General features: G+C 46.4%; 20 protein-coding genes. 13 read left to right on the top strand and 7 right to left on the bottom strand.

Annotated elements, in window-relative coordinates; genetic code table 11:
* Positions 1 to 172: 172 nt before the first annotated feature.
* The 3 genes from ACQEXT_RS11520 to ACQEXT_RS11510 form a co-directional block, all read right to left on the bottom strand.
* Complete coding sequence (locus ACQEXT_RS11520) at positions 173 to 1171, bottom strand: succinylglutamate desuccinylase/aspartoacylase family protein (protein WP_426952132.1); 999 nt, start codon at positions 1169 to 1171, stop codon at positions 173 to 175.
* A gap of 130 nt (positions 1172 to 1301) precedes the next feature.
* Entirely contained in the window at positions 1302 to 2207 is a 906-nt protein-coding gene (locus ACQEXT_RS11515; RefSeq protein ID WP_426952131.1) for a DMT family transporter, read from the bottom strand.
* A complete protein-coding gene (locus tag ACQEXT_RS11510; protein WP_426952129.1) occupies positions 2152 to 2958 on the bottom strand; it encodes a 2OG-Fe dioxygenase family protein in 807 nt (268 codons plus the stop codon). The genes ACQEXT_RS11515 and ACQEXT_RS11510 overlap by 56 nt, the downstream gene beginning before the upstream one ends.
* Before the next feature lie 211 nt (positions 2959 to 3169).
* Between ACQEXT_RS11510 and ACQEXT_RS11505 the strand changes: the two genes are divergently transcribed.
* Positions 3170 to 4093, top strand: coding sequence for a LysR substrate-binding domain-containing protein (locus ACQEXT_RS11505; RefSeq protein ID WP_426952128.1), 924 nt, complete (start codon positions 3170 to 3172; stop codon positions 4091 to 4093).
* A 17-nt stretch (positions 4094 to 4110) separates the two neighbouring features.
* Here ACQEXT_RS11505 and ACQEXT_RS11500 read toward each other — a convergent pair whose 3' ends face one another.
* Positions 4111 to 5289: an MFS transporter gene (locus ACQEXT_RS11500; protein ID WP_426952127.1), complete on the bottom strand. Its 1179-nt coding sequence runs from the start codon at positions 5287 to 5289 to the stop codon at positions 4111 to 4113.
* Between the two features lie 500 nt (positions 5290 to 5789).
* Between ACQEXT_RS11500 and ACQEXT_RS11495 the strand changes: the two genes are divergently transcribed.
* A complete protein-coding gene (locus ACQEXT_RS11495) occupies positions 5790 to 6524 on the top strand; it encodes a flagellar brake protein (RefSeq protein WP_426952126.1) in 735 nt (244 codons plus the stop codon).
* 60 nt (positions 6525 to 6584) lie between these two features.
* Here the strand turns inward: ACQEXT_RS11495 and gltS are convergent, their stop codons facing one another.
* Entirely contained in the window at positions 6585 to 7811 is a 1227-nt protein-coding gene (gene gltS / locus ACQEXT_RS11490) for a sodium/glutamate symporter (protein WP_426952125.1), read from the bottom strand.
* A 657-nt stretch (positions 7812 to 8468) separates the two neighbouring features.
* Here gltS and ACQEXT_RS11485 point away from each other — a divergent pair.
* On the top strand, positions 8469 to 9389 hold the full coding sequence (locus tag ACQEXT_RS11485; RefSeq protein WP_138972660.1) for a DUF368 domain-containing protein: 921 nt from the start codon (positions 8469 to 8471) through the stop codon (positions 9387 to 9389).
* Positions 9390 to 9519: 130 nt separating this feature from the next.
* A complete protein-coding gene (locus tag ACQEXT_RS11480) occupies positions 9520 to 10245 on the top strand; it encodes a siderophore ferric iron reductase (RefSeq protein ID WP_426952123.1) in 726 nt (241 codons plus the stop codon).
* Here ACQEXT_RS11480 and ACQEXT_RS11475 read toward each other — a convergent pair.
* Positions 10242 to 11456, bottom strand: coding sequence for an MFS transporter (locus ACQEXT_RS11475; protein ID WP_426952121.1), 1215 nt, complete (start codon positions 11454 to 11456; stop codon positions 10242 to 10244). The two genes, ACQEXT_RS11480 and ACQEXT_RS11475, sit on opposite strands and share 4 nt — an antisense overlap.
* Positions 11457 to 11601: 145 nt before the next feature.
* Here ACQEXT_RS11475 and ACQEXT_RS11470 point away from each other — a divergent pair, with 145 nt between their 5' ends.
* The 8 genes from ACQEXT_RS11470 to ACQEXT_RS11435 all read left to right on the top strand — a co-directional run bounded on the left by ACQEXT_RS11470 (position 11602) and on the right by ACQEXT_RS11435 (position 23548).
* Positions 11602 to 12369: an ABC transporter ATP-binding protein gene (locus tag ACQEXT_RS11470; RefSeq protein WP_426952119.1), complete on the top strand. Its 768-nt coding sequence runs from the start codon at positions 11602 to 11604 to the stop codon at positions 12367 to 12369.
* A gap of 18 nt (positions 12370 to 12387) precedes the next feature.
* Positions 12388 to 13284, top strand: a complete 897-nt coding sequence (locus ACQEXT_RS11465; RefSeq protein WP_426952118.1) for an ABC transporter substrate-binding protein — start codon at positions 12388 to 12390, stop codon at positions 13282 to 13284.
* A complete protein-coding gene (fhuB, locus tag ACQEXT_RS11460) occupies positions 13284 to 15278 on the top strand; it encodes a Fe(3+)-hydroxamate ABC transporter permease FhuB (protein ID WP_426952117.1) in 1995 nt (664 codons plus the stop codon). The genes ACQEXT_RS11465 and fhuB overlap by 1 nt, the downstream gene beginning before the upstream one ends.
* A gap of 191 nt (positions 15279 to 15469) precedes the next feature.
* Positions 15470 to 17260 (top strand): IucA/IucC family protein, encoded by a 1791-nt coding sequence (locus ACQEXT_RS11455; RefSeq protein WP_426952115.1) that lies wholly within the window; start codon positions 15470 to 15472, stop codon positions 17258 to 17260.
* The gene (locus ACQEXT_RS11450; protein WP_426952113.1) at positions 17253 to 18170 is read left to right on the top strand and encodes a GNAT family N-acetyltransferase; all 918 of its coding nucleotides are present in this window, start codon (positions 17253 to 17255) and stop codon (positions 18168 to 18170) included. The genes ACQEXT_RS11455 and ACQEXT_RS11450 overlap by 8 nt, the downstream gene beginning before the upstream one ends.
* On the top strand, positions 18170 to 19933 hold the full coding sequence (locus tag ACQEXT_RS11445) for an IucA/IucC family protein (RefSeq protein ID WP_426952111.1): 1764 nt from the start codon (positions 18170 to 18172) through the stop codon (positions 19931 to 19933). Before ACQEXT_RS11450 ends, ACQEXT_RS11445 begins: the two co-directional genes overlap by 1 nt.
* Positions 19934 to 19999: 66 nt before the next feature.
* On the top strand, positions 20000 to 21310 hold the full coding sequence (locus ACQEXT_RS11440; RefSeq protein WP_426952109.1) for a lysine N(6)-hydroxylase/L-ornithine N(5)-oxygenase family protein: 1311 nt from the start codon (positions 20000 to 20002) through the stop codon (positions 21308 to 21310).
* A 120-nt stretch (positions 21311 to 21430) separates the two neighbouring features.
* Positions 21431 to 23548 (top strand): TonB-dependent receptor, encoded by a 2118-nt coding sequence (locus ACQEXT_RS11435; RefSeq protein WP_426952108.1) that lies wholly within the window; start codon positions 21431 to 21433, stop codon positions 23546 to 23548.
* An 80-nt stretch (positions 23549 to 23628) separates the two neighbouring features.
* Here ACQEXT_RS11435 and add read toward each other — a convergent pair whose 3' ends face one another.
* Positions 23629 to 24621, bottom strand: a complete 993-nt coding sequence (gene add, locus ACQEXT_RS11430) for an adenosine deaminase (protein WP_426952106.1) — start codon at positions 24619 to 24621, stop codon at positions 23629 to 23631.
* Positions 24622 to 24833: 212 nt separating this feature from the next.
* Here add and ACQEXT_RS11425 point away from each other — a divergent pair, with 212 nt between their 5' ends.
* Positions 24834 to 25499 carry a Crp/Fnr family transcriptional regulator gene (locus ACQEXT_RS11425; RefSeq protein WP_426952105.1) on the top strand — a complete coding sequence of 222 codons (666 nt, stop codon included), beginning with the start codon at positions 24834 to 24836 and terminating at the stop codon, positions 25497 to 25499.
* Positions 25500 to 25530 lie beyond the last annotated feature (31 nt).

The following is a 25530-nucleotide window of genomic DNA, read 5'->3' as shown; positions in this document are numbered from 1 at the left end:
GATTTTGTAGCTTAAATTCAAACGATTAATAAACTGTGAAAGGACTCTCAACTCAGCTTGGTGATTTTCTACTATTGGTAAACTTCAGAATTAGGATCACGAAAGTGACAGAGTGGAGGGAAAGATGACCTTATCCAGTGAATTGAAGAAGGTCGGCACTATCATCCCCAACTTAGTGGATCAATCGAACGACCAGAGAACCTGGCGCACGCACAGATTCCACGTTATGGCTAATGACCACACCCGCTGTTGGTGAGTAGTAGGTCTGTATTTCATCACCAAAACTGTTGTATTGAGTCGCGAGTTTTTGACCGAGTATGACCGCTTCCAGCAACTCAACATGGCAAATTACAAATCCCCCTTGTTCTGCTCTGACACTGGTAATCGTATTGCCTTCCACGCACTCACTGTTTGTCTCTGCAACATCACCATCAAGCAATTGGTAACAACGCAAAACATTGAGCACACCTGTCGTGGCACGTTCTACCATCTCCAGATCAGTGTACCGACCCACTCCCACTTCAATGGTAATGGATGGAATATCAGCGCGATTGTAAACCGTTTCCAATATGCCAGGATCGCCTGGATCGTTGAGAATCACATCAGGGTTGATGAGTCGTGCCATTCGAATAGCATCTTCAATACGGTAATCGGCAAAAGCATAAAGAGGATAAGCACTACCACTGGTTTGAGAGTGGAGATCAATAGCCAGATCCGCATTGGGTTTTAGCAAGTTTTCCCACAGGCTATACGCATAACGGCTAGCATCATCACCATGAGGGTTACCGGGAAAAACTCGGTTGAGGTTGGCTGATGAACTGTCTGGTGCAGCGGAATGAAAATCGCGGCTATGGCGAGCAATACCCGATAAATTAACCGCAGGTACAATCGTCACGCACCCCGAAAGTTCTTGTCCCTCCAGTTCGCGAGCTAACTTCTGCGCAGTCAATATACCGTTTTGTTCATCGCCATGAACGCCCGCTGTGATCATGATACGTTTACCCGGCTTGGTCCCTTTAAAGACCCGAACAGGCAGGGTTTGTGGATGACCAATCGCATCCGTAGCAACCGCAAACCAGAACTTATGCTCTCCTGGTTCAAGCGCATTGACATCTAAAGCCTGAATCGTTGGATACATAGGCACAATACATTCGTTCAGCGGTTTGGTCATTTTCATCCTCAGCGAAGAAAGGCGTACATCCAGTGCACGCCTTATGTTTGTTATTGGAGACTACTTTAATATGGAATCATGTAATAGAGTAGTCATCAACGCTGAATTTTTGTTCCTGAATATTAGAGGACTAGCTTTCTTTGGTCGACGTCACGATGACACTGAATAAGATCAGTAACCCACCAGCCACTTGCAAAGTGGTTAAAGACTCTTGCAACCACACCATGGCGAAAATCGCACCAAATAATGGCTCGCTTCCCATCAGTAGCGAGACTCGCGTTGGCGAAGTTCGACGTACAGCATAGTTCTGCACATAAAACGCAAACAGTGTACAGAATAAGACAAGGTATGCCACTGTCATCCAAAATTCAGGACTGGTCGGAATCACAAACTCAGAGGCGGGCAAATACGTCACCGCGCAGACGATAGCCACACAAGCAACAACCAAAGATTGAAGGGAGGTTAAGGTACTGGTGGTGATCTCTTTACCTTCAGTAAAACGCTTAGTCAATGTCACCATCAAGGCACGCAATAGAGCGGCAGCCAGAATAAAGTAATCGCCACTGTTTAGCGATAATTCTATACCTTGATTACTGGTCAATAGCAGTACACCTACAACACTACAGAGTGTCAGTAGCCATAAAGTATTGCTAACTCTTTTCTTATTAATGACCAGCTCCGCAAATGCCGTCAATATCACCGACAAACTGATCAAAAACGCCGCATTGGATGCTGAGGTTTGTGAAACCCCAAACACTTCACAGAAAAAAATCGCCGACAGGATAAGACCGGTGGGGAGGGCGATCTTCCAGTCTTTATTCAACCCTCGGCGAAAGTCTCGAATCACTACAGGTAGCATACATAAAAAAGTGATCGAAAAACGGATAGAAATGAATACCAAAACACTGGTATACACTAGAGCACTTTTCGTCAGACCATAGCTGGTTCCCCAGAATATGGCGACAAGAAGCAACATCAATTCAGTTAACGGTAGCCTGAAAGTTCCTTTTTTCAGTTGATCCGTTGTGGCTGTCATATTTATTCTCCATCTTGGTAAAGGTCACTACGAGTACATCCCGGTACGCGCATCTTTCTCGCCATAATGAGGTAATGGGTGACACCTCATGCATGGTATGTCTATCGTCAGCCAACACCATATCTAAGGGATTATCTAAGGCGAGGCACTCCAACAGATTGTGTTTGCTATCGGTAACTGTCGTATCCCCACCGACAACATTGTTTCTTTTTAACAGCATGGACGCGATATAACTTACTCCGTTGCGATGAAGTCCCTCTGGCGTAGATAACCCCTGATTGACTCCTTCAGCCACTATTCGCTGAGGATGTACTCCGATCACCCAATCCGTTGGTTTACTCTCTGCTAAATCAAAAATAACGCTCAGCAATAGTAAGAGTTTGTTTAGGACTGGTGACTGAACAAATGTTTGCGTCAACGGGGCAAAAGTTCGCTCGATCCCTCCGCTGATCGAGTTAAAACACGTAGGCTGGTAGAAGGGTTGATGCGGCAGTAGCGTAAGCTCCTCAAGCGTCGCGCGCTTTGTAAACTGACCGTATCGACGATGACGATACATTGCGCCACCTGAGATATACCTATCCAGCTCTAGATTGTCCCAACATTTCTTAAAACGGATGACCTCATCAACATTCGTTTCCAGCATATGAGTCATTTGACGACCGCTAATGAAAACGTAGTGGTGATGCTCAAGCAATCCGGCAATCGCCATCAAGTGGCGTTCAAATAGATCTGTATCCATCTCACACCCCACCAATTTTATTCTCGGTAGAGGCTTGATGCCCTGACAACCCTAGCCTTACCCGCATCAGGCGATACACAACGCCTGAAAAATTGATCACTGAGTAAGTCGTTAACCTGTCCACAATGTCGCTCCATAAGTGGGATTTCATTGTTGACTACACTAGTATCCATAAGTAACTTAAGTGAAACAATATGGCTGCATTGCAAAGGATTTTTGCACCATGGACACAAATAAGCTTATTCCACTGCTCTCGGAAATGGCCATCTTCGTCAACGTAGTGGAGTCTGGCAGCTTTTCCAAAACGGCGAAGAAACTTGGCGTCTCCCCTTCTTCGGTCAGCCGTTCGATTACACGCCTAGAGAACACACTGGAAGAAAAGTTACTGGAGCGGACAACACGTCAGATGCGTCTGAGCGTAACGGGACAAGAAGTGTATAGTCTTTGCGCCGATATGATGTATTCGGCCAAAATGGCCGTGTCTGCGGCGCAAACAGACAAATCAGAAGTCTCTGGCGTACTGAGAATTGCCGCCCCCAAAGCGCTCTCCCGTCAGATTTTGATGCCAATGATTCTCGACTTTATCGAGGCGTATCCCAAGGTCAGTTTACAGCTCAAAGTGGCCGATCATTATATCGACCCCATTGGCGATGAAGTCGATGTCATCATCCATATTACGGATAAACCCAACATAGGCCTGGTAGCACGAACTCTGACTCAGTGCCGTCTAATACTCTGTGCAAGTCCGGCTTATGTGGAAAAAAATGGCATCCCTGAGCATCCAGAAGATATACACGCTCATAACTGTCTGTGCTTAGGGGAGAACCCTCGTGACCGTGTATGGGATTTCACCCAAGGTGAACAAAAGTATTCGATCAACGCTAGAGGCTCGTTCGCGGTTAACCACAGTGAAATTCGTCGCGAGGCGGTATTGAGGGGAATTGGGATCTCGGTGTTTCCCGAATTTGCGATTCAAGAATACCTCGACTCAGGTCAAGTTGTTGAACTGCTCGAAGAGTGGCGTATCGGCGGCAATTATCAGGGACAAGTTATCGCACAATATGCCCAATCAAAGTTCATTCCTAAGCAGATCAAAGCGTTTGTAGACTATCTTCAAACGAGATTTAACCAAGAACCATCAAGTTAGATACTTTCCATCGCTGTTTAACTCCAATTCAAAATACGGACTTCGTTGCCCTCTTGCGGCCACTTAGGAATGTTGAGCGACAGTATAAATGAAACGAAAGCCATTACCGCACCAATGTAAAAGACTGCTGCGGGTGACACTAGCCAAATAAAGCCGAAGGTGACTGGAATAAACACAGCAGCGATGTGATTGATGGTGAATGAAACCCCAGCGGTCGATGCCATATCCGCCGGATCGGCGATTTTCTGGAAATAGGTTTTTATTGCGAGTGCCAGGGCAAAGAATAGGTGATCAACCACGTACAAAGCGGCGGCCCACTCTGCGCTTTCCACTAACGCATAACCAACAAACACACAAATCAAGCCCGTGTATTCAAACATCAGTGCTTTACGCTCACCCACCTGACCGATAAATTTACCAATCCGTTTGGCAAACAAGAAGTTAAACAAATAGTTAATCAGGAATAACATGGTTACGTCTGCCGCTGAATAGCCAAACTTCTCTACCATCAAAAAGCCAGCAAACACAGTGAAGATCTGGCGGCGAGCACCGCTCATAAAGGTCAGGGCATAGTAGAGCCAGTATCGCTTACGCAGTACTAACTTTTTATTTTGCTGGACATGCGTCTCAAACTGAGGGAAAGCAAATGCCATCCACATCACCAGTAAGAAACCCGTCCCACCAAAAGTGAGATAGACCCATTGAAAGTCCATCACCAAAACTTCTAGACAAATCCATAGTGCGCCGTAAGTCACCAATGAAGCCAGTGCACCGATAGAGATAAATTTACCAAGCATCTCTGGTGCCTCCTCTTTGCTCAGCCATTGCAAAGAGAGGGATTGCTTGAGTGTCTCAAAATAGTGGAAACCCGTAGACATCAGCAACGTGGTCAACAACAGACCAAAAACCGAAGGGAAAAATCCGGTGATCGCGGTACCGATAGTCAAAGCGCCAAGTGACAGCAACATAAAACGTTGCTCTCGAATAAACAGCAACACAAAGACTGCGGTGAAGGCTAGAAAACCTGGGATCTCTCGTACACTCTGTAAAAGACCAATATCTGAACCGTCAAAATTCGCCCTTTCAATAACGAAGTTGTTCAGCAAGGCCATCCAGCTAGAAAAAGCAATGGGGACAACAATCGAGATAAGTAGCAGGAAGTTTTGCGGTGTTTTCCAACTCGCAGATTGATTCATGACGGGTTCCTCAAGTAAACAAGTTGTTACATTAGATCGCTTGCAGAGAAGAAACAATCAGATTTGCAAATTTTACTTTAGGGCTCAAAACCCGTCTCTAAGTACTTGTCAGCCTCAATCGTCTATCAAAAAAAAATGTTAAAACAAGCCTTTATCACGAATCTAAATCCCGTTATGGTGAACGAATCGACACCTACTATATGGCGCGAATTAAAGCGTAAATACACTTTAGGCTTACCCTTTGGGGTAAGCCTTGTCGTGACTAACTCCCTTAATCCACGCAAAAACTGTGAGTGTTATTCATACTACTTGCACTTTTGGCTGGATGAATCTCTCAAAAATGATACGCACGTCTAATTTATTGTCAGATTTGATGTTTGAACAATTAGCAAACCACACATAGAATTGACTCTATCCGACCGTATAAAATTCACAGGTCAGATGACTAAAAAAGACCCACACGTAAAAAGAATAATGATTGTGGGAGCAATGGAGGCTAGATGAATAACTCAGCGGTGGCGCATAAGGAGCATACAGTTCGCTCCTCAAACGATAAGAATGTTTCTATTTTAAATAGTACCGATGCGCTAGCCATGATTGAACATGGTGGTGAGTTGACGATCGGGATTTCAACGCCTGTTGGTACAAGCTTTCGTTGTAAAACCTCTTTTATTGGCACGCATTCCAACAACATTGTGTTAGCAGAACTGCCAAAGATTTCTGATGATGACTTAGAGTATTTCTTTCAAGAAGGTTTCTGGGCAACTGTACGTGCGATCTCACCTCGCGGTGAAGGCGCTATCGTGCATTTCCGTGGACAACTGCAACATGTGCTGACGGCTCCAGTGCCGATGGTCGCTTTGTCTGTACCTAAAACGATGCAAGTGACACAGTTACGCAAAGAGCCTCGTTTCGAAGTGAATCTTTCAGCACGTGTCGAAGCTAACACTCACAGGCTAGAGTGCGAAATTCGAGACTTGTCGAAAGGCGGTTGTCGCTTTATCACGGCGCCGTTAAGTCGACCTTTTCAAGTTGGCGAAGAGATTGCTCTTCATGTTCAGCTAAATACTCCCAAAGGCCCACGCTTTGAGCCCCTATTTGGCAAGGTGTGTAACCTCCAACGTTCACTCCATTACGCACGCTATGGTGTCGCATTCACTGATGATGGGAAGAACAATGCCAAGATCCTCCTAGGCCACTTAAAGTTCAATGGCACCAAACTAACCTTGCGCTAATCTCTCATATAAAAAAACGCCCTGCTCAATTAGCAGGGCGTTTTTTAATTACCGATTTGTTTAACCGATAAACGAGATGTAGCCTTGTAGAATGATTAAGTTCACTATGTCGATAAAGAACGCTCCAACAATTGGAACCACCATAAATGCCTGTGGCGATGGACCGTATTTATTGACCAAAGACCCCATATTCATTACCGCGGTCGGTGTCGCTCCAAGACCAAAGCCACAATGTCCACCAGCTATTACTGCCGCATCATAGTTAGAGCCCATCACTTTAAAGGTCACAAAATAAGAGAAAAACCCTAGCACCACAGACTGCACAGCGAGAATGACTAAAAATGGAATCGCAAGGTCAAAAATGTTCCATAGTTTCAGACTCATCAGCGCCATTGCTAAAAACAGTGACAGAGAAACCGTACCCAAAATATCAACGGTTTCAGCATCAATCTTATGGGTTTTGCTCACTTCCAATACATTGGTAATAAACACGCCAATAAACAGCGCATAAACAAAGTCAGGTATCATCAGCCAACTGATGTTGAAACTCACGACCCACTGCTCCAAATACTTGGCACCAGTGACACAAATTAGCAGAATAAAAAGAATCTCGATGACCTTTTTGGCCGTCACTTTATCTTCTTCATATTCGTTGTATGTCACGAGTTCCGGAAAGCGTGCGTGAGTCTGTGTACCTGAACCATACTCTGATTCAAAGCCATTTTTATTGATCAGCTTCTGCGCAACTGGGCTACCAATAATACCGCCAATAATCAAACCAAAAGTGGCTGAAGCCATCGCGATTTCGAGAGTATTAGTCAGGCCGTAGTTATCGGAAAAGGTTTGTGACCAAGCGGCACCAGTGCCATGTCCGCCAGACAGAGTAATCGAGCCAGCAATAAGACCCATTAAAGGATCTAGGCCTAGCGCGGTCGCCATCGAGACACCAACGCCGTTCTGAATGATGATATAAAACGAAGCGACTGCTAGGAAGATAAATACCTTCGCTCCACCTTTCATCAACTGAGTGTAATTGGCAGCGAGACCAACGGTGCTAAAGAACATTAGCATAAAGACTTTCTGCAACGGCAGAGAGAACTCGAGATTAATGCCATTGAAGTGCATTATTGTGATGATAACTGCGACGATAAGACCACCAACAATCGGCTCAGGGATATTAAACTTCTTCAAGATTGGAAGTTTGGAATTTACAAAGTGCCCTAGGAATAAAACGCTGATTGCGATTAAGAAAGATTCTAGCGGTCCAACTGAAATTATCTGATTCATATAACCTCTTTTTAGTTATTCACTCATCTTCCTTAACGAGTACAGAGCCCTATTTGACTCTGAGGAGCAATTGCTCAATGGTTCAACTTTTCTATTGAAATTTGTCCTTATTCAAACAGCCTCAAGATGCTCGATTCAACAGTTAACCCAACGAAAACGACGCGGGTTTTGAAAATGAAAGCGCACATTATTAATAATATTGCCCCTACTTGTCGAGTGCAGACGCAAAATTCACACTTTGTGACTATGTAAACTTAGGTAAAAACGGGAATAAAAATAACACTTTATGCAGGAAAAACTGACAAAACAGGCAAAAAAATAGCCAACCGCAATAGTGCGATTGGCTTATATATAGTGTGAACAAAATACATTCACTAACAACGTCAGTTGGCTAGGTGACCCTCGGCTTAAGAAGGGTCACTCTAATATATGCACTTAACGTGCCAACTTTAAAAGCACGTTGTTTTTTGTTCTAAAGCACACTTTTTGCCCAAATAACCATTTCAAAATGCAAAATGAAAATTGCATTTTGCAATAATTTGCAAATGCATATTAAACTACACTCTTATCAATACTTGACTCTAGTATGATTTTTCATACTTTTTTCATCTCTTAGCCGATATACTCTCTGCACCAAAATTTAGTTAACCTTCAATAATGAACTATCTAACGACTTTTCTAAAAGGCATCGCGATGGGCGCGGCTGATGTTGTACCTGGAGTCTCGGGCGGTACGATTGCGTTTATCACTGGCATCTACGACACCTTGCTTGAGAGCATTCGACGCATTAACCCATCGGCAATCGGGATTTGGAAGCGAGATGGATTCAAAGCGGCTTTCCAACATATTAACGGTTTGTTTCTTATCTCACTGTTTGGTGGGGTACTGACCAGTATTGCGACATTGGCAAAACTCATTTCTTGGCTGTTGGTGACTCATCCAATTCCTTTGTGGTCATTCTTTTTTGGTCTGATTCTGGTTTCTGTGTTCCATATGCTCAAACAGATCGAACAACGTAGCCTAAGCCGCTTAGTCTTCCTCGCGTTAGGGGTAGCATTCGCCTACAGCATTACGGTGTTAAATCCACTTCAGTTAGAGCCGACCAATATCAACGTCCTTTTCGCAGGCGGCATTGCTATCTGTGCGATGATCCTACCGGGAATTTCTGGCAGCTTTATCCTGCTTCTGATCGGGATGTATACCCCAGTACTCGGCGCGGTAAAATCCTTTGATCTGCCAATCCTACTGCTGTTTTTGTCTGGCTGTGTGATTGGCCTTCTGAGCTTTTCTCACGTTCTTTCTTGGCTGCTAAAGCGCTTCCGCGACCTTACATTGGTGTTCTTGACTGGCCTCATGCTCGGTACATTGCCAAAGATCTGGCCATGGAAAGAGACCATCAGCTGGCGTGTTAATTCCAAAGGAGAACAGGTTCCTTTAATTCAGCACAACCTCTCCCCGTCAGATTTTGAAGCTCTCACCTCCCAACCTGCGCAACTGGGTATCGCGATCATTCTAATGCTATGTGCGATCGGACTAGTTCTCGGACTAGAAAAATTCGCCGAGAACCGCGATCTGTAATCGAATTTAAAGCGGCTTGATGCAGAGCCGCTTTTCCCACCGAACCAAATCTTAATGAGAATTGATTGCAATTAGGTTTGCTAATCTTTATCCTGTCGCTTTGTTAATCAGCACAGATAAGTACCACCTAATGAGTGATTATGCGTTCTTTGAGCGTCTGTTCGAACATTCTAAACAGGTCACGCCGTATCTTGACGGACAAATAGCCCCTTTGCTCACGAGTGACCCTTCTCTCATTCATATTGCTCGCTCCAGTTCACCATCGATTCGAGAACTCTACTTAAGCCTAAAGCAAGAGTATCCCGAAGCGGGATCGGCCTACTGGTTAACACGAACTTGGACACTGCTCTGCTGGCAACCCATTTACGTCGCTTTTATCTCAATCTACGCCTGTCGTGGCTTACCCAACCTCACTTCAATGGCTCAAAAACTTCAACCCACTTTTGTCAGTGGCTATCAGTTTGAATCATTAGATTATCGACAAGGTAATGAATCAGAGCTTATTACCCATGCGGGCAAACAACTGATTGAGCTGTTCAACTATTTCCGTGATGAAATGAGTCAATGGACACGGATTAGACCCGGATTTACTCGCCATCTATTTGCCGATGGCGTGCTTGGATGCATCGTTAAACTTCATCAGTCTGCCCCTGAGTTGGGTGAAGAGTACCTAATGCAGCAAGCTAGACTTTGGTTACAAGCTTGTGAGCTACCTGAAAAGCTGCTGTGCTCACTTCGATACCTACCGCAATCTCGCGAGCTGAAACTGACCAGAACCAGCTGCTGCCTAGTTTATAAATGTAGTGGACGCCAACTGTGCAGCGACTGCCCTAGGCATCCAGACAACAAACGCTAATACGCTTTTTGCTCTTCAGTCCGTCGCTTGCCCGTAAAGAAGTAGGCGAGGATGCCGATCGCGATAGCGAACATGACGCAAAGATATATTGGATAATTGGCGGATATCGTTGCACTAAATGCAAGCAACGAAGCGACCCCATATCCGATGGTATGAAACATCGAAATGTACCCAGCGACAGCACCCGGCGAATCCTGCTGTTGTTCGGTCGCAGAGCAGGTGTAGGCAGGGACAAGCAACGCCGCACCGCAAGCCACTATCGTCATCGCTATCCCAAATATCCATATGTTCTCAGTAAGAAAAAGCATGAATCCGAACGCTAAGCATAGAGCCCCCGTTCGATACATAGCTAGCGGTGACAGTTTTTTCTTCTTAATCACAAGCACCTGAGTGACAAACGTGCAGGCGGCGCTAACTGTCAGTAAAACACCGATTGCGTCACTGATTTGTGCCGTTGTCCACGACGTGATTGTGCTGATCAAAGGCGAAAAACTATATTGTAGTAACGCAATGGCAGCACAGAGCAGTAACCCACTGGTTAAAAAAGGCAGCAGTTTCTTTTCTGGAAACCAAGCTAAGGGCGGTTTCTCACTAGAGCCTGTGCTTGGATCGACCTTGGGGGCTGGAAGATAGAGGGCAACCAGCAGAGCGAAGCAAGGCAAGGCGACCATCACCATTAACGGAGCATAAGGCGACATCTTCAAGGCCAGAATTGAGATAAGTGGCCCAATTAATCTTCCCGTACTTAATCCAATGCTTACTGAGGTGATAGCCTGTAAACGGTTATTTTTACCACACAAGATAATCGCCCAATGTTGACTGGCAGGCACCATACCCGACACAGTGCAACCGTAGATAATCCGCGCGAGCAAAAGCCCCGCTAAATACACGCTAAGCCAAGTCTCTTGTCCTTTACTCAAGAAGGCGAACAGAGTCAGGAGTAAAAAGCTGATCGCCATCCCCGCAAGGGCCTTTATCACCACGGTCTTGGGGCCATATCTATCGCTATATCTTCCCCAATAAGGAGCCGATGGTAGAAACAGCAGACTGCCAACCGCAATGAGTATCGACCATGTCGGCAAGCTAAACGCAGATTGCTCAACCAGAAAAGGCAATGACACCAACAGGCCATTCTGACCTATTCCCATTAATGCGGCCGCTAAGCCAACAACACCCAGTTGGGCGGTTTTATTTTGTGTAACTGACAACATATTGAAGGCACTGTATACGTAATCAAGCTCATAACGTAGTCATAAAGACCGTCACAAACCAAATGATTATGAAATTAATTATCATTTATATTTCGATATGTTAACATTACTGACTCGGAATCAATAACACAACTTGATATTTACTATGTACCGACTTGTCGATGCGTCGTTTGAAATCGACGGCAAGGCTATACTCTCCTCAACCAATCTCGATTTCGAGCAAGGAAAAATAACCACCTTACTCGGTCATAACGGTTGTGGGAAATCGACCCTGATGAAATTACTAAGCCGACAATACAGTGCCAGTAGCGGTAGAGTTTTGTTCCAAGATTCGCCTGTGGCTTCATTCAGTCATCTAGAGTTTGCTCATCAAGTTGCGTATCTGCCACAACATCCTCCACTCACCGATGGAGTGACCATTCGCGAACTTGTCTGCTTTGGCCGCTACCCTTGGAAAGGCGCTTTTGGTCGCTATAACCAACAAGATCACGCTATCGTCGATTCGGCAATCGAACAAGTGGGGCTGACCTCGCTCGCTGAACGCTATGTCGCTACCCTATCTGGTGGTGAGCGGCAGCGAGCATGGGTCGCCATGCTACTTGCTCAGCAAAGCCAATGTATCTTACTTGACGAACCCACTTCCGCTTTGGATGTCGCCCACCAGCACGAGTTGCTCGCTTTAATTCGTGAACTCAACCTGTCATTGGGAATCACGGTGATCATGGTGTTGCACGACGTAAACATGGCCGCCAAATTCAGCGACCGCTTGATCGCTCTCCACTCAGGCAAAGTGATTGCGTCAGGTACCCCAAAAGATTTGATGACACCAGAGACTCTCATGCAGATATACGGTATGGAGCTAGCTCTTTTCCCCCACCCCGATACGGGTCAGCCCATCAGTTATATCCCCTAAACCACAAAGGAACGAATAGTGAAAAAATTTTTCTTAATCTTGTTTTTTGCCATCGCCTCTAGTCAAAGTCACGCGATAGACATTACTCATGAGATGGGAGTGAGCTCATTCGACCAACCACCAAAGAAAGTGGTGGCGTTAGATTGGGCATTAACGGAAACCGTTTTGAGTTTAGGTGTCGATCTCTATGGCGTAGCAAATCCTCAAGGCTATCAACAGTGGGTAGAAGAGCCTCACTTAAATGCGTCAGCGACAGACGTCGGCTCACGCAGAGAACCTAACCTTGAACTGCTCAGTGAGCTCAAACCAGACGTGATACTTATCAGTAAACATATGGCTGCGGCATACCAACCGCTCAGTCAGATTGCACCCGTGTTAGTGTTTACCATCTACAACGAGGACAAACAGCCTCTTAAATCAGCGGAATCCATCACCCGTTCTTTAGGGCAACTGTTAGACAAGCAGCAACAAGCTGAGCATGTTATTGATCAGACGCACCAACGACTGACAGACAACGGACTTAAGATTCAAGCGGCAGGCTTAGCTGATAAACCGGTTATCTTTGCACGCTTTATCAACGACAAGACTCTACGTATTCACAGCCAAGGTTCACTAGCGCAAGACACAATTACAGCTATGGGACTGCGTAATAACTGGCAAGAAACAACCAATATGTGGGGGTTCACCACCACTGGGACTGAAAAGCTAGCCGAGCATCAAAACACCCATCTGTTTCTCTTTGGTCCTCTGAAAGAGAAGGAACGCAAACTCCTTGCTCAATCACCACTTTGGCAGGCAATGACATTTACTCGTACTGATTCAGTCTACGAACTTCCTGCAATTTGGACTTTTGGTGGTCTTATCGCCGCCCAACGATTCAGTGACCACATTACCCAACAACTTGTTCATCCTTAATGCACGCGACCAAGCTTCTACAAACCAGAGAATACCCAAATAGCGGCTATTTGCTCCTAACTGTCACCTGTATGGTGGTGATTGGCGGTCTGCTACAGATTACGGCGCCATACTCACAAGGGATTGGCATACTCTGGCAAACTGTGTTTCATTTTGATGAGACAAACTATCAGCACATTATTACCCATTACACCTATCTACCAAGATTAACTGTCGCGGTAATGTGTGGATTTGCCCTTGCGGTTGCTGGATGCGTTATGCAGTTTGTCCTGCGCAATCCTATCGCCTCGCCCACGACGCTCGGTGTTGCATCTGGGGCAGAGTTTGGCATGGTGATGGGGCTACTTTTGCTGCCTAGCACGACCTGGATTGCTACTTTTATCCCAGCGTTTATTGGTGGCTGTTTAGCGACAGGACTGGTGTTTACTCTCAGCTCCAGCAGAGGTTTTTCGCCATTGCATATGGTACTAGCGGGGTTGGTCGTCAGCCTGTTTCTTGGTTCAGTAAACACCATGCTGCTGTTATTGCATGAACAACGCCTCACGACCATCTTTGTCTGGGGTGCGGGCGTACTCAACCAAAATGACTGGACGAGTGCGCAACTTTTGCTGCCGCTTATCGCGTTACCCACGCTACTCTTGTTAGTCCTGCAACGGCCGCTATCGGTTTTGCAGTTTGGTGACAATATCGCGACCTCGTTAGGCGTGAATATCAAACAAATTAAGCTTGCCTGCCTATCACTGGCCATTTTTATCACTGCGGCGGTCGTTAGTGAGGTTGGGCTGATCGGGTTTGTCGGCATCGTGGCACCAGCAATAGCGAGAATGTTAGGCGCTCGTTCATTGATGAAACAGATCCTAGTCAGTGGAATAGTCGGCAGTACACTCCTACTTATCGTCGATCTCGTCGTTCAGCCTTTCTCTGGTGTTGGCGGTGAGTTGCTACCCACCGGGGCCATGACCGCTCTAATCGGCGCGCCGTTTTTGCTATGGTTATTACAGCGAACCAAATTGCAGTCAGACCTTAAAGCGAGAAACGAATCTTATAGCCAGTACAAAGCTGTCGATCCAACAAAGATTGTCGCTTTACTGCTGGGCATGTTATTCGCCACCACCATCATTGCTCTTACTGTTGGGAGAACTCCCATCGGTTGGAACGCAACATTGACCCAGTCCCTATTTGAGCTCAGGTTTCCAAGGGTTATGGTTGCACTTCTCGCTGGGATTGGGCTCGCGTTTGCAGGCACCATCATCCAACGGTTATCAAACAATCCAATGGCGAGTCCCGAAGTGCTCGGTATAAGCTCTGGAGCGGCTTTAGCCTTGGTACTCGGCACACTAAGCGGTATAGCGATAGAGCGAGACCAACAAATGCTACTCGGCACGCTAGGTGCAGTGTCGGTCACAGGTCTGGTATGGCTAATGGGGAGAAAACACAACTTCGCGCCAACCCACACTTTACTGACTGGTATTGCATTAAGTGCAGGACTCGATGCTCTGTTGAGAGTCGCGATGAGTTCAGGACACGACAACGCAGCCGCATTGCTTACTTGGTTATCGGGTTCCACTTATCTGGTCAGTCGTGAAGATATGTGGTTGCTGATGGCTGGTGTCTTATTGATGGGAGCAATAGCGTTCTCGCTTCAGCGTTGGATCACATTGATCACTCTCGGTGAAGTCACGACCAACAGCATCGGCCTAAACGCAACCATGGTCAGGCTCGTACTGCTGATGGTTGTTGCGGCACTTACCACCCTCTGCACCATCGTTATTGGCCCACTCAGTTTTATTGGTTTACTCGCTCCGCACATGGCACGGTCACTACACCAATACCGGGCTCTGCCGCAAATGATCACGGCGGCTCTGTTGGGGGCAACTATCATGGTCAGCGCAGATTGGATAGGCCGCACCTTATGGTTCCCGTGGCAGTTCCCTGCTGGGTTACTTGCGTCATTAATTGGTGGGGGGTACTTCCTCTATTTGATGAGGAAATAACGCGTAGCTGCGCCATGGCGATAGTATGGCGCTCTAGCAATAGAATTCCATACTATATAATTATTGATAAAACCAACACTTACCCAGCTTGTTACTAAATTCGATAATTTATTAAAAAACAGTTGATCATGAGAATGATAATAATTAGCATTCGCGGTGTCAGTTTAATTAATAATAATTCGAGAAAGAAAATGAATCCCAGCGCTTCGCTCAACCGCGAGATTTCAAATCAACAGGTCACCAACAATGACCCCGCCTTAGCATGTTTTCTCAATTCGCTTGCCCGAGAAAGCCAAGCCGTTCACATCGATTCACATGAGAACAGCATCACCTATCATTTAACACTGTCTTGTGACCGATCTATTCATATTCCACTTAGCTATTATTCATCGCTAGGAAGTCACGAATACCAACTGCCAGCACTGCTGGTTAACGGTGACTCACTGACCGCATTATCAGTCAACGAGCTTATCGATTTAATTGTTGGCGAACCCGCGATTGTCGGATTGATTAGTGACGAGCAAAAACAGATCTTTGCCACTCGAGTACTGGAGAGTCAACGTAATACGAGCCAAGGCGTGCAACACTCCCCATACCAAGCGAAACTCTTCAGCGACGCTCTTGATTTTAAGACCGCAGAACAGGGACTGCTGATTGGGCACTCCTTCCACCCAGCACCCAAGAGTCGCGAACAATTTAGCTTGGAAGATGCCAAGGTTTATTCCCCAGAGCTTGGCGGGCAATTCCAGCTTTACTGGCTCAGCGTAGACAAAGAGCTCATCGTTCAAGGCAGTTCTGCCAATATGTCATGCCAGCAACGTATGTCGGACTTAGTCGCCCATGACCCCAAACTCACACAGGCACTCGCTGACGCAGAACTCCAAGACAAGTGTCTGCTCCCCGTTCACCCTTGGCAATGGCGTGTGATGACCAACAATCCTTCCATTACTCACTATCTAGACAAAGGACAAATCGATAATCTCGGTCAATTCGGCGTAAACTGGTACCCGACCTCATCAACCCGTTCGCTATATGCGCCGTCGCTACCTTATATGCTGAAGTTCTCACTCAGTGTAAAGCTGACCAATTCAATTCGTAACCTATCACTCAAAGAAGTGATTCGCGGGACACGTTTGAACGACCTCTTCCAACAAGACATGCTTGATCAGCAACTGGGTAAAGGCTTTGGTTTCCAACTGATGCAAGAGCCAGCGTATATTGGCCTAAAAGATATCGACGGCCACACCATTGACGAGAGTCTTGTGGCATTTAGAGACAACCCGCTGGAACACAAACCACAGCAGGAAGCGGTCGTACTCGCCACGCTAACTCAGCAGAATCCTTATGGCGGTGAAAGCCTTGTGGCCGCCCGAATTCGTCACTACGCTCAGCAAAACAAACTTTCGCAGCAACAAGCGGCAAAACAATGGTTTGAAGCCTATTGTACTCATTGCGTGATATCTCTCTTCCACCTTCAAGCCAACTTCGGCATCGTGTTCTTAGCCCACCAGCAGAATATCGTAATGCAATTGGAACAAGGCTTCCCTGTCGGTATGTACTATCGTGACTGTCAGGGAACTGGCTACACGGATCTCGCCTTGCAGCGCTTTGGTGATCGATTAGGAGATGAAGACGACACGTTAGAGAACTACTGGAGCCAAGAGAAGGTCGAACGTTACTTTGCGTATTACCTAATCATCAATTCAACGTTCAATGTTATCTCAGCGATTTGCACCAACCTCGACCTTGAAGAGTCACAGTTAGTCGAGATTCTGTATAAAAAGCTCACTGCACTACTCGAAACAGGGGTCAATGATGACCGCTGTTTGCGCTATGTTTTAGAAAGTAAGACGCTGTGCTGTAAAGGTAACTTTTTCTGCTACTTGCAAAACTTCAACGAAAACTCTATCCCCGATCCTGCGGTGATTTACTTCGACCTTCCTAATCCTCTTGCTTGCGTTAAGGAAACTGCACATGTCTGATTTTAAAACGGTTATCTATCAAGATAACCCTACACCAAGTGCGCGTGTCACTCTCCAAGCCAGCGACCTCGATCAACCTACGCTGTTCGAGACCTTCGTTAACGAACTCGACCAACTGTTTAGTCTCAACAAACAGCTTGAATCGCTGACACTGATGATTGATGACCTACAGCTTAAGCAGCAAGTCACTCAAGAGCTCTCTTTAAGCGATGGAGAGCTGCACCGAAAGAGTTTTTACCAGTTACCACTGCTTTGGCATAGACACAAAACGTCAACTCATTTCCCAAAGCGTTTAGTTCAGTCGAACGACCAATACCGACCTCACCCTTTAAGGCCGTCAAAGCCAGAAGGTTGCGTCTATCAGAGACATGACAAGGACGCAGACTTGCAAGTCAGCTTCCGTGTCGTCGATATCGACAAGGATCTAGCTCGATTTACGCGCTGGATGAACGACCCGCGCGTCGCCCATTTCTGGGAACAAGCATGGAGTGAGGAAAAACTGGCTGAATTCCTTCATCAGCGTATGGCTGACCCACATATTATTCCACTGATTGGAGAGTTCAACGGCCAACCTTTTGGCTACGTTGAAGTCTATTGGGTCGCCGAAGACAGGCTGAGCCCTTACTACGACGTACAAGACTATGACCGTGGTATTCATCTTCTCGTTGGCGAGCAAGACTTTCGTGGACCTCAGCACTTCAATGCGTGGATGAAAGCGATTAGCCACTATCTTTTCCTTGATGATGTGCGCACTCAACGACTGGTTCTCGAACCAAGATCGGATAACCAGCGACTATTCAATCGAATTTTGCCGTTCGGCTATGAAAAGTGTTTTGAGTTCAACTTCCCTCACAAACGCTCTGCGTTACTGATGTTGACCCGTGATCGTTTCTTCTCGGAGCAGTGGTAATGGACCAGATAGCACTACATAAATACTGGCCTTTGGCTAACCAGAAACTCGTCGCCAAGATCATCAGTGAATTTGCGTATGAACAGGCATTTCGTTTCAACCAAGAGGATGCGGGCTATTCTCTTTCGTTGAGTAATGGTGTTAGCTACCGATTCCAAGGCTCTGAAAACATCTGGGGACAGGTCGTCATCGAGCCAACAACGCTTTGCCGCCAGCCGGAAAATACCATTTCCGCAGCTCTATTGATGCGCGATTTACAGACGCTTCTCAATATGTCGGACGATGCGTTTGCTGAGCACCTAGAAGATCTGAATGCGACCTTATTAGGCGACTGTAAATTGATGCTCAAAAAAGAAGGGATATCCGCACTCGATTTGTCACTAATGCCATGTGAACAGCAACAAACCTACTTTGACGGACATCCTAAGTTTGCTTTCAACAAAGGGCGACGCGGCTGGGGAAGCGATGATCTCAAACGCTACGCTCCCGAGTCCCAACGAGTTTTCCAACTCGGTTGGGTTGCTGTCGAGCATTCAATACTGCAACTCGCAACGAACAATAGAGTCAGTTGGCAAGATCTGCTCAATGGCTCAATCAGCGAGTCGGAGCGCAGAGTGATGGACAGTATCGTCACATCCTATGGCGTAGACATCGCAGACTATCATTATTTGCCCGTTCACCCGTGGCAATGGAGCCAGAAGTTATCGCTGCTCTTTGTTCGTGAACTGAGTGAGAAAAAGCTGATCTACATCGGTGAGTTTGGTGATCAGTTCCTACCACAGCTCTCTCTACGCACATTGAGTAACGTCACTCGACCGGATAGCTACGATATCAAATTGCCGCTAACCATCATGAACACCTCCTGCTACAGGGGAATTCCTGGTCGCTACATTCTTGCTGGCCCAATCGCATCCGATTGGATTGAATCTCTATTTCGCCATGACGAGGTGTTGATCAAGACTCAAGCCGAGGTTCTTCAGGAGCCCGCGGCTGCGTTCGCCGCTCAAGCCGATTACCACGCCTTGCAGCATGCACCTTATCGCTACCATGAACTGCTTGGGGTTATCTGGCGTGAATCAGCGGCATCGAAGCTAAAACAGGGCGAGCAGGCGAGCTTAATGGCCGCGCTGATGGAAAGTGACAATCAGGGCAACTCACTCATCAGTGAGTACATAAACCGCTCAGGCGTCTCAGTAGAGACATGGCTAACGCATTTATTTGATGCGGTTGTCATACCTTACTACCACCTGCTGTGTGTCTATGGCGTATCACTGATCGCTCACGGGCAAAACGTCACCTTAGTATTAGAAAACGATCTGCCGAAACGAATTTTACTCAAAGACTTCCAAGGTGACATGCGTCTTGTTTCAAATGACTACCCAGAACAGTCAACGCTTGACCCAAGGGTAAAAGAGGTCACCGTGCGACTCGACGAAGCGTTGATCATTCATGATCTGCAAACCGGTCACTTCGTAACGACGCTACGTTTTATCTCACCTTTAGTCGCCAAACTCGGTTTTTCTGAGCGTCAGTTTTACGCGCTGTTAGGCCAACGTATCAAAGCCTACATGGCACAACATCCTGACTATCAGCACCGATTCGCCAAGTTCGATCTATTCAAACCACGCATATTGCGTATCGGACTTAACTTAGCCAAGTTCCGCCACAGTACCGATGCCAGCTCATCAAGAATGCTACCCGATATGGATGACATGCTTGACAACCCACTGGTGACAGCACTGCGAGCAGAACACCAAATTTAAAGACTTATAACAATACATAACGGCAAGTTAAGCCGCATAAAGTAAACCAAGAAAAGGATTGTGATCATGGAACACACTCACAACGTCAAACTCGATCTAGCAGGTGTCGGTGTTGGGCCGTTTAACCTCAGTATTGCTGCTCTATTGACTGAAAAACCTCAAATAACGTCACGCTTCTTCGAAAGCAGAGATACCTTTGCGTGGCATCCAGGGTTGTTACTCGATAACACCAACATGCAAACCATGTTTCTCAAAGATTTAGTGACAGCAATCAGCCCAGAAAACCGCTACTCATTTCTCTCTTATCTGGTCAAAAACAAAAAGTTCTATCGCTTTTTGTCGGCCGAACTCCAGTGCATCAGTCGTCATGAGTTCTCGGACTATTTGGCATGGGCGGCACATCAAATGGACAACGTTCAATTCTCCACTCGCGTTGAGCAAGTCGAATACACGGGCAAAACCTTCCATCTCCATACCAACCAAGGTGTCTATCAAGCTGACAACTTGTGTATCGGTACAGGTAAAGTACCCTTTATTCCTGACTGTGCCAAAGCGCATATCGGTGAACGTGTTTTCCATGCTGCTGAAATCGGTCTTCGCCAGCGAGATTTTACCAACAAGCGTGTGATGATCATTGGCGGAGGACAAAGCGGTGCCGATATCTTCATCAACGCACTGCAACATAAATGGGGCAAGCCTAAATCTTTAGACTGGTTATCACGTCGGTCAAACTACCAACCACTTGATGAGGCATCGTTTACCAATGAGTTCTTCGCTCCAGACTATGTGGATGCATTTATCAACCTCTCTCCAGCAGTCAAACACAAAGAGATTGCCAATCAGAAACTCACCTCTGACGGCATTACACAAAAAGCGCTGCTGACCATTTATCAAGAGCTTTACCAACGCTTCGACGTTCTGAAAGAAGAGAAATGGGTAAGACTACTGCCTCATCGCACCGTGACTCACATTAACAACGAGTCTGATGGATTCAGGTTAGCCGCCAACAATGCTCTGGGGCAAAACCTTGAAACACATCATGCGGATGTTGTCATTCTCGCGACCGGTTTTGAAGCGCCCTATCCAGCCTGTTTGCGCGACATATTGCCTTTACTCGATATGGATGAGGATAACCGCTATCAGATGAGTGCCGATTTCGAACTGAAATGGGAAGGTCAGCACAACAACAAAATCTTTGCCGTCAACGCAGGCATGCACAGCCACGGAATTGCTGAGCCGCAGCTCAGTCTGATGGCTTGGAGAAGCGCAAGGATCATCAATAGTCTGGCTGGAGACACACTGTTTGAGACCGATTCCGGTCGCGGGATGATCGATTGGCTTAGCCCGAGCTCTGTTAGCAAGGCATCGACGATCTGATCCATTTAGGTACTTGGTCTCTTTGCGTAGATCGAGACCTATTTATCAAAGCAAGAAACTAAGGCCATTGAACAAGACATAGCGTCTTGTCGCGCCTATACATTAAACATAGAGAAAAAAATGAACGTTAAAAAAGGAAGTTTTCCACTATCTACTGTCGCTATTGCTGTTGCTGCTGCGACTACGGTATTTGCCGCTCAAGCCCAAGAATACACCAGCAATGAGAAGATGGTCGTGGTATCAAGCCATCTACCAAAAGCCATCAGCGATATTCCAGGCACGGTCTGGTATATCGATTCACAAACCATCGAGCAGGAGTACCGTGGTGGCAAGAGCCTCGATGAGATTCTAGCTGCCACAATTCCCTCGCTAGATGTCAGCAGCGGTGGCCGTACGCACTCGGGGCAAAATCTGCGTGGTCGAAGCCTGATGGTGATGATTGATGGCGTGTCGCTTCAGTCTGTCCGCTCACTAAGCCGTCAGTTGGACTCCATTGATCCATTCAACATCGAACGCATCGAAGTTCTATCTGGCGCAACGTCGATTTATGGAGCGGGCTCGGCAGGTGGTGTCATCAATATCGTGACCAAGAAAGCCTCAGGTGACGACGTTGAGTTTGAAACCTTTGTCAGCGGTACTTCTGGCTTCTCATCCAGCGAAGATTTTGACTACAAACTGGCGCAATCAATCGCAGGTGGCAATGAAAAAGTTCAAGGTCGAGCGTCGGTCGCGTACACCAAAACTCAGGGTTACTTTGATGCTGATGGCAAAATCGTTACCCCCGACATTACACAAGGATCAACACAGTTCAACGAAACCATCGATCTGTTGGGCAACCTGCAAATCAATCTTGCACCTGGTCAGCAGCTAAATCTGTTGGCGCAATACTACGATAGCCAGCAAGATACTCCTTACGGCCTCTACTTTGAAAAAGACGGTAGCGGCAAGTTTCAGTTTGTCGATGTTAGAGAAGGATACTCAGCAGAGCGTCAGCAGGGGACAGAGCGTGTAATGCTCAGTGCGGCATACACCAATAACAGTTTCTTGAGCCACCAGCTGATTGCCGAGCTTTCCTACCGAACCGAAGACCATACGTTCATGCCGTACACATCCGACGGTAAGAGCACACTCTCAACCAACTCTTCTCGTCAATCCACCGATATTTTGGCGATGAAAGCGGCGCTGAATAAATCATTAGGCTCATTAACGTTGACCTACGGTGTTGATGGTTACATAGATAAATTCGATAGCGACAAAGCCGTCTACGATCAGGCCACGACCGAAGCGACCGGCGGCCTAGTTCATGTCATCAATGACATCCAAGGCCGTTACCCTGGCATTGACAGCCAATCTCTCGCTGGCTTTATTCAAGCGGAGTACCAAATTACCGACGACTGGTCTGTTCAAACGGGCTACCGTTACCAATACATGGACATTGATGTTGCCGATTTTCAAGCTACACCAAGCTCGACGTTTGTTCCTGGTGGTTCAACCGACTACGCTGAAGGTCTCTTCAACCTTGGTACGATTTATCACTTAGATCCAACATCTCAAGTTTGGGCTAACTTCTCGCAAGGTTTCGATATCCCTCAGTTGTATCGCTACTATGGCAAGAGTGCGACGCAAGATGTCGCGGCATCTAAACTCGAAGGAATCAAAACAGACAGCTACGAAATCGGTTATCGCAATGACCTAGATAATCTGTCACTGCAATCAGCGATTTACTACTCACACTCTAGCGCAACAGTTCAGTACGAAGATGATTTCTCTATCTCTGGACTGGCCGATCCTAAACGTGTCTACGGTGCAGAAGCTCAAGTCAGCTACTGGGCCACAGACATGCTGCAACTTGGTTTGTCCGGCCACTATGTCGTAACACAAACCAAAACCGATGCAGGATGGGAAGATCACCAAGTGATGGAAGCAAGTACCTCTAAAGCTGGGGCTTGGGTTGGCTGGTATGACAATGACTACAGCTTGAAGCTACAAAGCCTGACTATGTTTGATTACAAAGATACCGATCAGCGTGAGCTCGATGGTTACACCGTGGTTGACTTTAGTGGCGCTTATCAGCTTCCAGTGGGTAGCCTTGGCTTCGGGATCAAGAACTTATTTAACGAAGACTACTACACAACTTGGAGTCAACGTGCTCAATACTGGTACACAGGCAGCGATGCCCTTTATCAGTACAAAGGTCGCGGTCGTACATTCACCTTAAACTACCAAGTGAAGTTCTAATCACCTAAGTTCTAATCACCTAAAAGAAAAAAACCGCCCTGTTTTGGGCGGTTTTCATGTTCACTTTGCAGCCTCAGCGTTTAGATGTACTGCATCAGCTTCTGTTTCACTTCTTCGCTAGCAAAACACTGCTCAACACTTGCGCGGTAGATTTGCGCATAGTCTTCTGCCGTTAGCTCAAACAGTTCCATCACTTTTTCAACTTCTTGAGTCATGGTGGTATTAGAAACCGTACGGTTATCAGTATTGATCGTTACTGGTAGGCCGTCTTTGTGGAAATCTTTCAGCGGATGAAGCTTAAGCTCAGAGATCGCTTTCGTTTGCACATTACTGCTTGGACACGCTTCCAGACCCACTGCATCTTGCTTAACGCGTTGGTAAGCTTGCGCATGGTCTTTAATGGCAACACCGTGACCAATACGTTCAGCGCCTAGCAATTCGATGGCATCATAAACGTTCTGACCGCAGCCCTGCTCGCCCGCGTGAATAGTAATGCGGTAGCCTTTGTCACGAGCATATTGAGTGTAAGTCACATAATCGTGGGCGAAGTTGTCCAACTCACTGCCAGCCAAGTCAAACGCCACAACACCATCACCTAGGAACTTTTCACCCGCATCCAATACTGGAGGGATTGTGTCTGAAGGTAGGAACTTAACCGCAGACAAAATGTAGTTACCTTTGATGTCATACTGCGCTTCCGCACGCTTCATACCTTTTACTGCACTTTCAATAATCTGCTCATGGCTAAGACCATTTTGAATGTGAAGGTGTGGCGCAAAACGCACTTCTAAGTATTTTACGTTCTCTTTTGCGGCATCTTCGAACAGTTCAAACGAAATACGCTCAATACCTTCGGCTGTTTGCATCACTTTAATTGGCAGTGCAAAACGATCTAAGTACTCTTGCAGGTTGGGACAAGTCTCTGGAGCAACCATCATCTCTTTGATGACATCCGCATCGGTACTTGGCAGCTCGATGTTCTGCTCGGCAGCTAAATCAATTACCGTTTGTGGGCGAAGGCTACCATCAAGGTGGCAATGGAGATCAATTTTCGGGAGATCAAAATAGTTCATCGGGTTCAGTCCTAACTTTCACTGCTTATACGATAAAGAGGTAAAACAACACGCTATTGCAACTATAGCAATAATCGTGATTCACACACTTTATCCTTTGTTTTTGATTACAATAAAATTCATGTTATATGATTATCTAACATAAGTAACACGACAATTGTCCGGTCAGAGGCTAAATCATTCAACACTTTGTTGAATAAAGAAAATTCACTATGGATAAGAACAAGATTTTAAATGATGGACTGAACAAAATCCGTCAGTTAGTGAAAGATGAACAATACCGAACTATTCAAGTGCAAAAAGGCGACCACATCATACGTCAGCATAGCGAAGTCAATGATGTCTATTGGTCAGAGGCGGCACAATTTTCTGTTCTGCACACCGCTGAAAATGGCAAAACACTCAGTTTGGGTGACTATTACATTGAAGATAACTTTTTTGGTGAGATGGAGTTTTTCTCCGATGCCCCCAGCCCATTCAGCGTCATCGCCACCACAGATGCACAACTGATCGTGATCCCACGGGATAAGTTTGCTGAACTGCTGATTTCTGACGGCAGTGTCGCATTTTGGATGACACATAGAATGTCCAACATCTATCTCAATACTATGCATATTGCGATAGAGCGTTCGCTGTATCCGCTTAAATTTAACATCATCAAAGATCTCGTCAGTCGATACAGTAACAGCGCCCGTTCATCCGGCCATACCTATATGTATCAGGAAGCACAACGCTTTGGCTGCACCGAAAGAGCGTATACACGTATTATCCATGAACTGATCAGCGAAGGATTAGTGGCTAAAGGGCCTGATAAAGGCGGGATTGTCCCCGTCGATATTGACGTACTGCGCGACTATCTTGAAAAATACTACCAGTAGTACGAACACTCAGTATCCGAAGCACATTCGT

It is taken from the genome of Vibrio sp. TRT 29B02, from assembly GCF_050113655.1.
In the GTDB taxonomy this organism is placed as follows: Bacteria; Pseudomonadota; Gammaproteobacteria; order Enterobacterales; family Vibrionaceae; genus Vibrio.
This window is presented reverse-complemented; position numbering and strand designations above follow the sequence as displayed.

What these genes read in the sequence shown, in the direction of transcription:
- ACQEXT_RS11515 (WP_426952131.1), bottom strand. Translation starts at nt 2,207, where the DNA reads ATGACAGCCACAACGGATCAACTGAAAAAAGGAACTTTCAGGCTACCG.
- ACQEXT_RS11425 (WP_426952105.1), top strand. Translation starts at nt 24,834, where the DNA reads ATGGATAAGAACAAGATTTTAAATGATGGACTGAACAAAATCCGTCAG.
- ACQEXT_RS11440 (WP_426952109.1), top strand. Translation starts at nt 20,000, where the DNA reads ATGGAACACACTCACAACGTCAAACTCGATCTAGCAGGTGTCGGTGTT.
- ACQEXT_RS11500 (WP_426952127.1), bottom strand. Translation starts at nt 5,289, where the DNA reads ATGAATCAATCTGCGAGTTGGAAAACACCGCAAAACTTCCTGCTACTT.
- ACQEXT_RS11495 (WP_426952126.1), top strand. Translation starts at nt 5,790, where the DNA reads ATGAATAACTCAGCGGTGGCGCATAAGGAGCATACAGTTCGCTCCTCA.
- ACQEXT_RS11455 (WP_426952115.1), top strand. Translation starts at nt 15,470, where the DNA reads ATGAATCCCAGCGCTTCGCTCAACCGCGAGATTTCAAATCAACAGGTC.
- ACQEXT_RS11505 (WP_426952128.1), top strand. Translation starts at nt 3,170, where the DNA reads ATGGACACAAATAAGCTTATTCCACTGCTCTCGGAAATGGCCATCTTC.
- ACQEXT_RS11470 (WP_426952119.1), top strand. Translation starts at nt 11,602, where the DNA reads ATGTACCGACTTGTCGATGCGTCGTTTGAAATCGACGGCAAGGCTATA.
- add (WP_426952106.1), bottom strand. Translation starts at nt 24,621, where the DNA reads ATGAACTATTTTGATCTCCCGAAAATTGATCTCCATTGCCACCTTGAT.
- ACQEXT_RS11445 (WP_426952111.1), top strand. Translation starts at nt 18,170, where the DNA reads ATGGACCAGATAGCACTACATAAATACTGGCCTTTGGCTAACCAGAAA.
- gltS (WP_426952125.1), bottom strand. Translation starts at nt 7,811, where the DNA reads ATGAATCAGATAATTTCAGTTGGACCGCTAGAATCTTTCTTAATCGCA.
- ACQEXT_RS11520 (WP_426952132.1), bottom strand. Translation starts at nt 1,171, where the DNA reads ATGACCAAACCGCTGAACGAATGTATTGTGCCTATGTATCCAACGATT.
- ACQEXT_RS11435 (WP_426952108.1), top strand. Translation starts at nt 21,431, where the DNA reads ATGAACGTTAAAAAAGGAAGTTTTCCACTATCTACTGTCGCTATTGCT.
- ACQEXT_RS11450 (WP_426952113.1), top strand. Translation starts at nt 17,253, where the DNA reads ATGTCTGATTTTAAAACGGTTATCTATCAAGATAACCCTACACCAAGT.
- ACQEXT_RS11480 (WP_426952123.1), top strand. Translation starts at nt 9,520, where the DNA reads ATGAGTGATTATGCGTTCTTTGAGCGTCTGTTCGAACATTCTAAACAG.
- ACQEXT_RS11475 (WP_426952121.1), bottom strand. Translation starts at nt 11,456, where the DNA reads ATGTTGTCAGTTACACAAAATAAAACCGCCCAACTGGGTGTTGTTGGC.
- ACQEXT_RS11485 (WP_138972660.1), top strand. Translation starts at nt 8,469, where the DNA reads ATGAACTATCTAACGACTTTTCTAAAAGGCATCGCGATGGGCGCGGCT.
- fhuB (WP_426952117.1), top strand. Translation starts at nt 13,284, where the DNA reads ATGCACGCGACCAAGCTTCTACAAACCAGAGAATACCCAAATAGCGGC.